Here is a 7,911-nt window from a genome sequence, read left to right as displayed (position 1 = left end):
GTTTAAGCTTTATAAAGAAATAGATACAAAGTTTGAAAATCCTATAGCAACAGCTATAAGTGATGAAAGTGGAAAAGTACAATTTGAAAATGTAGAGTATGGAGAGTACACTATAAAAGAATCAAAAGCTCCGGAAGGATATCTTCTTTCAAGCGAAATACTAACTGCTATCATAACTGAAGATGGAAAGGTAGTAAAAGCGAACCCTGAAAGTATATCTAATACAAAAATTAGAGGAAGTATAGAGTTTACTAAGCTAGACGAAGATAAAAACCCATTACAAGGAGCAGAATTCAAGATTTATAAAGAAGTTGATACAAAGTTTGAAAATCCTATAGCAACAGCTATAAGTGATGAAAATGGAAAAGTACAATTTGAAAATGTAGAGTATGGCAAGTACACTATAAAGGAAACAAAAGCTCCAGAGGGATATGTTATTCTAGAGGAAGTACTAACTGCTAATATAACTGAAAATGATAAAACTGTAAAAGCAAATCCTGAAAGTGTGTCTAACACAAGAATTAGAGCTTCGATTCAAGTTAAAAAATTAGATCAAGATAAGAAGCCTTTAAAAGGAGCAGAATTTACATTATACGATTCAGAGGGTAAAGAAATTAAAACTTTTGTATCAGGAGAAGATGGTACTGTGTTGTTTAAAGATATTCTTTATGGAGAATATACAATAAAAGAAACAAAAGTTCCTGAAGGATATTTAGCTTCAGAAGGCACAATAAAGGTATTTGTAGACAAAGATGGTGAGATATACAGCTATGAGGTGGTAAACAACAGAATTAAGGGCAGTATTGTAATTACTAAAACTGATATGAATGGAAAAGTGCTTCAAGGTGCAGAATTTACCTTATATGACAGAGTGGGCAAAGAAGTAACGACTGTAGTTTCTGATAAGGATGGTATTGCAGCTTTTAATGATGTGGATTATGGTAGTTATACTATTAAAGAAACTAAAGCTCCTAAGGGATATATTTTAAGTAAGGAAGAATTACAAGTTAAGGTTAATTCTACGGAAATACAAAAATTCACTGTTAAAAATGAAGCAGAAAAGATTGTTGATAAAATAATAAATGTTTTGCCAAAGACTGGTGGGGTATTTGATTATAAACTTATAATTGGAGCATTAGCAATTATAGGTGGCGTTAGTCTAGTATCAAAAAGGAAAAAATAAAAGTAATAAAATTAAAATATAAAAATAGATATCTAACATGAAAAGTAAGACATATATTTTAAATTCTATGTATATGTAAAGAAGGCTATTGTAAAATACAACAGCCTTTTTACTTTAAACAAAAATTGCCTATTTAAATTTATTAATTATTTCCTATACACATATTAGCTAAATCATTACCAAATGAAATGGAATCCTTTGGTACCCAAACTTCTTCAGTTTTCTTACCAAAGTTCATTTTTACTTTTTCAAATTCAAAAGTAGTTGATTTAACATCAGTTGAAGGAGTTAATGCATTAATATTTTCAATTATTTTTTTGATGAAAATTTCTGATACTTTAGTCATATCAGAAATTTGTTTGCTTTGTACTTCAGAAATAGTGTCATCACCAGCTTTAGTACTTGCTTCAACCATATTAACATATGTAGTTGATATTTTAACTTGAGATATTTCTTTATCACTAGAAACAACTTCTATAGTAGGTTTTAATTTTCTTAAAGCTTCTATTTGAACATTATATATTTGATCTAACTGCTCATCAGTAATAGGTAGACCAGCTTGTACAAAACCAGCTTTAGTAACTTCATTCATTGATTTTTTTTGAATTTCTGCCATAGATGTAATTTCATCATTTGTCACACCAAGTTTTTCAAATTCGGCGCTATCTTGTAAAATAACTAAGTCATAAAAAGCTTTTGCAGTTTGTTCAATAGGAATAGTCTTTTTACTGCATCCTAAAAAAATTGATGAAAGACTTAATAACATAACGATACAAAGAATACTAGGTTTTATAAATTTTTTCATATGTAATTCCCCTTTGTTTTTAAAATCTGTAAATTGTTTTTATTTAGATAATTCTTATTTAAAGCAATTATATAATATAATAAAATTTACCAAATATCAATTATTTTTGAAATAAAGTTTTTTGAAATACATATATAATTATATTAAAAGAATATGATAATAGAGAAATAAAAAACTTTGATTACATCATCATGGCTTAATAAATTAAGAAAAGAAAGTAAACTTCTCACAAGTAATTCAGGATGCTTTAAAAAAGATAGTATATATCTAAAAGATAAAATAGAATAAAATTAAAAGCTAGTAGGGAATAAATCCTTACTAGCATCTTTCTCTTTTGTATAACACATAGTTGGAGAATAAATCTAATTAGATTATAATAAAGAGGTGTTAGAATGAAAGATAATAACTTAAAGAGCAGAAGTACAGCTAGAGGATTTATAAAAAATAAAGCTACACTAGAAGACTTGGAAGAAATAGAAAAGCTAATAGCAGAAAGAAAGGAACAATTAAAGGGATGTTGTTAGGTATGTGATATTAGTATAATATGTAGCAGTAATTTTTGAAATTTAATGTAGGGGTAGGGTTTAAATATGGAAAATGTTATTGTAAGCGAAAGGAAACCTTCAATTGAAGAATATATTTATTTAAGAAATTCTGTTGGTTGGAGGGTATTACAACATGACAAAATAGAAAAAGGATTGAATAACTCGATCTACTGTGTTTGTATAGAAGACCAAGACAAGATAATTGGATTTGGAAGAATTGTTGGAGATGGTGGAACGGTTTTTTATATACAAGATATAATAGTTATACCGTCCTATCAAAAACAGAAGATTGGTACACTAATTATGGAAAAAATAATGGACTATATTGACAAAAACTGTATAGATGGTGCTATTATTGGTTTGATTGCAAATAATGGACTGGATAATTTCTATAAAAAATTTGATTTTACATATAATCAGAACAATTGGTTTTACAGGTTCAATGCTTAATCCCTGTGATAAAAGATTTTATTATATGATAGATACAGTTGATATAGAAATTTCATATTATCTCAATAACTCTTTTGAGTTGATTAAAGACTCCATTGAGGAAGGGGTAGTTTTAGATGATGAAAGAATTTGTTATGGATTCTGGGAAGATAAGGTTATAAAAATATTTAAGGGAGCTTATTTCAAAAAGCTCCCTTGGTTTAATTTATTTTCTTTCCTTAATTATACCTTTTCTATAGGCATTTAAAAGCATTTGAAGGTAATGAATTTGACTTATAAGCTCCGTACCTATATCAGTATCTCTAACCTTTAGCCTTCTAGAGTTAAATTCTAAAATGAAGTTGGTAGATATGATATCTTTCCCCTCATCAATGGCTGTTTGAGTTGATTCAAAAGGCTCATGCTGAACTAATTGAAGGCCATAGGAATTATAAATTAAAGTATAGCCTGCAATGCCTGTCTCAGGTTGGTAAGCCTTAGAAAATCCCCCATCTATAACTAAAAGTTTCCCATTAGCCTTTATAGGATTTTCACCTTTAATAGTTTTAACAGGTACGTGTCCATTAATTATATGAGAATGTTTAGGAGAAAGACCAAATTCTAATAATATATTATTACAAACCTCTTCATTATCTCTAAGATTGAAGTAAGGGCATTTATTTTCCTTATGAGTAATCTTATCATTTATAAAATATCTTTCAAAAGTAGCCATTTTATCTTTACCAAAGAGAGGTGAATCAGGGCCACACCATAAATACCACATGTAATCTAAAGCATAATGAGCATTTTTGCTATCACATTCATTAAAATATGCTTCTCTAGTAATTCTATCTACCCTATCTAAATATTCTTTACCGCAGAATTCCTTGTTTCCAAGCTTAACATTCTTAAAAGTGCCATCTTCATTTAAAGGAATGGAGGCATGATATAAAAGATTAGAATTGCTCTTTAAATAAAGGCTACCCTTAGAGTAAAGACATCTAACATGTTTCTCAAGTTTTTCACTATTTAAGAAAGAACTATGAAGCTTAGACATTAATTCTTTTTCTTCATCTGTCAGTTTATAAGGATTATTAATATCTATAGTAGGGAAGTTAGTATCATTTAATGCATATTCTTTACCACCTATAACAATTGTTCCTTTTTCATAATTAATTTTATCAAGAAGTCTTCTATCATCCATATTAAATTCAGGGTGTCTTTTAATAATTTCACCTTCTAATTTAAACTGTATAATAGAAATTGCCTTATGCATTTGAGCCATAAGTTTTAAGTCTTTTTCTTTAAAGTAATCATTAGTAACCTTTGGTTTAAAGGATTTACATGGATCATTAGAGTATACATCCATAGCAAAACGAGCTAGAGGTAAAATGTTTATACCATAGCCATCCTCTAAGGTTTCTAGATTAGCGTATCTAGTACAAATTCTAATAACATTACATATGCAACTATGATTTCCAGCTGCTGCACCCATCCAAAGTATATCATGGTTTCCCCATTGAATATCATAGGAATGATAATTACATAGAATATCCATAATTATGTGAGCTCCAGGACCTCTATCATAGATATCACCTACTATGTGAAGAGAATCTATAGTCAACCTTTGAATAACATTACAAATTGCAGTTATAAAATCGCTAGCTCTACCAATGGAAATAATGGTATCTAATATTCCATTAAAATAATCTTGTTTATTTGGTCTCGCTTCAGATTCGTGAAGTAGCTCCTCTATAATATAGGAAAAGTCTGCAGGAAGAGCTTTTCTAACCTTAGAACGAGTATATTTAGATGATACATTTCTACATACCTGAATCAATTGATTAAGAGTAATCTTATACCAATCATCGGGGTCATCTTCTTTAGCAAGGGCAATATCTATATACTGTTCAGGGTAATATATAAGAGTGCATAAAGCTTTTTTTTCAGATTCTCTAAGGGTATTGCCAAAGATATCATTAACTTTTCTTTTTATCACACCTGAAGCATTTTTAAGTACATGTTGGAAAGCTTCATGTTCACCATGAAGATCCGTTAAAAAGTGCTCCGTACCTTTAGGTAAATTTAATATTGCCTCCAAGTTTATAATTTCAGTACAAGCATCTGATATTGTAGGAAAATTATGAGAAAGAAGTTCTAGGTATTTTAAATCCTTTTCAATTATATCAGCACTTATTTCACAAGTTCCGCTCATGATTATCTCCTTCTTAGCAAATAACTATTCAGATAGTTAAAGGTAAAATAGTTATCTATAGATAGTTATTAAAAATTGCTATCTATATAGTTATTTGAAAAATTACTATCTATATAGTTATATGTAATATGCTATATTATAATTATTATATATATGATATTATACATGAAATTTATATAATTTACTAATATCATAGACAAATAGGTTATCACATATCTATATTAGAATTGAAAAGATATATTCTACATGATAGGATTAAAGAATAGTAACTATGAAAAATAAACAAACTATATATAAAATAAGATTAGGAGTGATAAACATGAATAAAATGCTTAACTTAAAACGCTGGGCTTTACTTGGGGCTACCACTGATACTACAAGATTTGGATACAAGATTTTTAGAGAACTAGAGGATAGAGGATACACTGTTTATGGAATAAACCCTAAATATGATTCTATAGATGGAATAAAGTTATATAAATCTATAGAAGAGTTACCAGAATTAATAGATGGAATAAATGTAATAGTTAATCCTAAAATTACTTTAGAAGCTCTTCCTAAAATAAAAGCAAAAGGAATCAAAAATGTATGGTTCCAACCAGGTTCTTTTAATGAAGAAGTTATAGAAGAAGCTAAAAAATTAGGTTTTAACATAGAACTAGAAGACTGTATGCATGTAGAATTATTGAAATCATAGTCCTTGTTTCATATAGAAAATGTTAAAAACAAATGTGTAATCTATGGATTAGAAAGATCTAACTAATAAATAAACAATAAATAAACTCCAATCTCATTTTTAAATTTGGGTTGGAGTTTATTTATAGGGTAAGACATGGGGGAAGTTCTTATGGGTGAAGCTTTAAATGAAATACTAGATAATATTTCACAAGGAGTTATTGTTATTGATACAGAGGGAATAATAACAACTTACAATAAAAAGGCTAAGGAGATATTTGGAATATTTGAATCTACAAAAATTAGTCATAAGTCAGATAGACTTAAAAAAGATGATTTGGTTTTTATTGTAGATAATAAAGTTGGTGAGGACGATGGGGAACTAGATTATAAGTCATTTGAGAAGATCGGTATCTATGATAAAAACCTTAAAAAGGGAGATTCAATTTTAGCCTTTGGTACATATAAAAGTTCTAATAATCATGTTAATGAGAATTACAAAATTATAGAAGTAAGTGATCAAAGTGGGGAAGTATATCTTGATGGAGTATATAGGGGATTAAAGTATAGGTTAAGTATAGACTATAGTAAAAAAATATTAGGAATAAATATAAATGACACAATATATAGTATGAATTATAGATATGCTGTTGGACATATGGTGATAATTAGAAATAATGAACTGGTATTTTATCAAAGTAAGGGCTATACAGCTAGAAATGAAAGTTTAAGATACATATTAGAAGAGAGAGTTTTTAGAGAAAAAGGTAAGAATGCACAGGCTATAAATCCTATTGGAGATTTCATTTTTAATGTTCATGAAAGAAATAATGAAATGGATAAATTCTATAGGTGTGCTACTAAAGAAGATAATATAGTTACAAATGAATTTATGAATATTAATGGTATAGCTACATTATCATCAATTATACCGTTATATTCAGAAGAAAATAAAATTGGGGCTATATTAAGAGTTGAAGATATAACAGAATTGAAAGAGGTAATAGAAGAAAGAAACGTTTTATTAAAGAATCTTAAAAAAACAGAAAAATTATTAGAAGATGAAAATATAGCAAGATGTTTCAAAAAGTTTCAAGGGGTAAGCACCCATATAAATGATATTAAGAAAATAGCTTATAAATCATCAAAAACAGATTCAACGGTATTAATACTAGGGGAAAGTGGAACGGGCAAAAGTACTTTAGCAGAAGAAATTCATAATATCAGCAATAGGAAAAATAATAAGTTTCTTCACATAAATTGTGCATCTTTACCAGAAAGTCTTTTGGAAAGTGAGCTTTTTGGATATGAAGGTGGATCATTTACTAATTCAAGAAAGTCAGGTAAACCAGGATTATTTGAATTGGCTAATAATGGTACTGTATTTTTAGATGAAATAGGAGAAATGCCATTAAAGATTCAAGGTAAACTACTTAATTTTTTACAAAATAAAACCTTTTATAGAATTGGAGGAATAGAAGAAATTAAGGTAGACACCAGAATTATATGTGCTACAAATAAAAATCTTGAACAATTAATAAAGGAAAAGGAATTTAGAGAAGATTTATATTATAGAATCAATATTATACCTATATACATTGAGCCTCTTAGAAATAGAATTGAAGATATACCCATATTGGTGGACAAGTTAATTAAAAATTTATCTAAGAAATTAAAAAAAGAACCCATTACTATGACTAGAGAAGCAATGAACAAATTAATGTGCTTATCTTGGTTAGGAAATATAAGGGAATTAGAAAATGTTCTCGAGAGAACAATAAGTTTAAATGATTCTAACGTAATTTATTCTAAAGATATATTAGTATACAATACAAAGAATGAAACAAAAGAAATAAATGAAAGTTTAAAAGTTGGTTTAGAAGAAGCAGAAAAGAAAATAATAATTAACTGTTTAAGAGCTTATAAAGGAAATATTAAAGCTTGTTTAAACATATTAGAAGTTGGAAAAACCAGCTTTTATGATAAATTAAAAAAATATAATATCAATATAAATGATTATAGATAAAATTAAATATAAATATTCCGTTAATGCGGAATG

7 protein-coding genes are annotated in these 7,911 nt (G+C 27.9%); 5 read left to right on the top strand and 2 right to left on the bottom strand.

Annotated features, from left to right (window positions below):
* Window positions 1–1,183, top strand: a 1,183-nt coding sequence (locus B2P65_RS10430; RefSeq protein WP_346880140.1) for an MSCRAMM family protein, incomplete at its 5' end; no start/stop codon positions are given.
* A gap of 142 nt (window positions 1,184–1,325) precedes the next feature.
* On the opposite strand, the gene B2P65_RS10425 is transcribed toward B2P65_RS10430, so the two are convergent.
* Complete coding sequence (locus tag B2P65_RS10425) at window positions 1,326–1,988, bottom strand: hypothetical protein (RefSeq protein ID WP_346847090.1); 663 nt, start codon at window positions 1,986–1,988, stop codon at window positions 1,326–1,328.
* Between the two features lie 392 nt (window positions 1,989–2,380).
* On the opposite strand from B2P65_RS10425, the gene B2P65_RS10420 reads away from it, so the two are divergent.
* Both B2P65_RS10420 and B2P65_RS10415 read left to right on the top strand, forming a co-directional pair.
* A complete protein-coding gene (locus B2P65_RS10420; RefSeq protein ID WP_346847435.1) occupies window positions 2,381–2,512 on the top strand; it encodes a hypothetical protein in 132 nt (43 codons plus the stop codon).
* A 66-nt stretch (window positions 2,513–2,578) separates the two neighbouring features.
* Window positions 2,579–2,983 carry a GNAT family N-acetyltransferase gene (locus B2P65_RS10415; protein WP_346847091.1) on the top strand — a complete coding sequence of 135 codons (405 nt, stop codon included), beginning with the start codon at window positions 2,579–2,581 and terminating at the stop codon, window positions 2,981–2,983.
* Between the two features lie 205 nt (window positions 2,984–3,188).
* Here the strand turns inward: B2P65_RS10415 and B2P65_RS10410 are convergent, their stop codons facing one another.
* Complete coding sequence (locus B2P65_RS10410; RefSeq protein WP_346847093.1) at window positions 3,189–5,177, bottom strand: fructose-1,6-bisphosphatase; 1,989 nt, start codon at window positions 5,175–5,177, stop codon at window positions 3,189–3,191.
* A 319-nt stretch (window positions 5,178–5,496) separates the two neighbouring features.
* On the opposite strand from B2P65_RS10410, the gene B2P65_RS10405 reads away from it, so the two are divergent.
* Together B2P65_RS10405 and B2P65_RS10400 are read left to right on the top strand one after the other, a co-directional pair.
* A complete protein-coding gene (locus B2P65_RS10405; protein WP_346847094.1) occupies window positions 5,497–5,874 on the top strand; it encodes a CoA-binding protein in 378 nt (125 codons plus the stop codon).
* 150 nt (window positions 5,875–6,024) lie between these two features.
* A complete protein-coding gene (locus B2P65_RS10400) occupies window positions 6,025–7,878 on the top strand; it encodes a sigma-54 interaction domain-containing protein (RefSeq protein WP_346880139.1) in 1,854 nt (617 codons plus the stop codon).
* Window positions 7,879–7,911: the final 33 nt, after the last annotated feature.

The sequence above is a fragment of the Clostridium sp. UBA3061 genome, from assembly GCF_002367465.1.
GTDB lineage: Bacteria > Bacillota > Clostridia > Clostridiales > Clostridiaceae > Clostridium_J > Clostridium_J sulfidigenes.
This window is presented reverse-complemented; position numbering and strand designations above follow the sequence as displayed.

Bases quoted from the DNA above. Each gene is read 5' to 3' on its own strand.
- B2P65_RS10410 (WP_346847093.1), bottom strand. From the start codon at position 5,177: ATGAGCGGAACTTGTGAAATAAGTGCTGATATAATTGAAAAGGATTTA.
- B2P65_RS10415 (WP_346847091.1), top strand. From the start codon at position 2,579: ATGGAAAATGTTATTGTAAGCGAAAGGAAACCTTCAATTGAAGAATAT.
- B2P65_RS10425 (WP_346847090.1), bottom strand. From the start codon at position 1,988: ATGAAAAAATTTATAAAACCTAGTATTCTTTGTATCGTTATGTTATTA.
- B2P65_RS10400 (WP_346880139.1), top strand. From the start codon at position 6,025: ATGGGTGAAGCTTTAAATGAAATACTAGATAATATTTCACAAGGAGTT.
- B2P65_RS10420 (WP_346847435.1), top strand. From the start codon at position 2,381: ATGAAAGATAATAACTTAAAGAGCAGAAGTACAGCTAGAGGATTTATA.
- B2P65_RS10405 (WP_346847094.1), top strand. From the start codon at position 5,497: ATGAATAAAATGCTTAACTTAAAACGCTGGGCTTTACTTGGGGCTACC.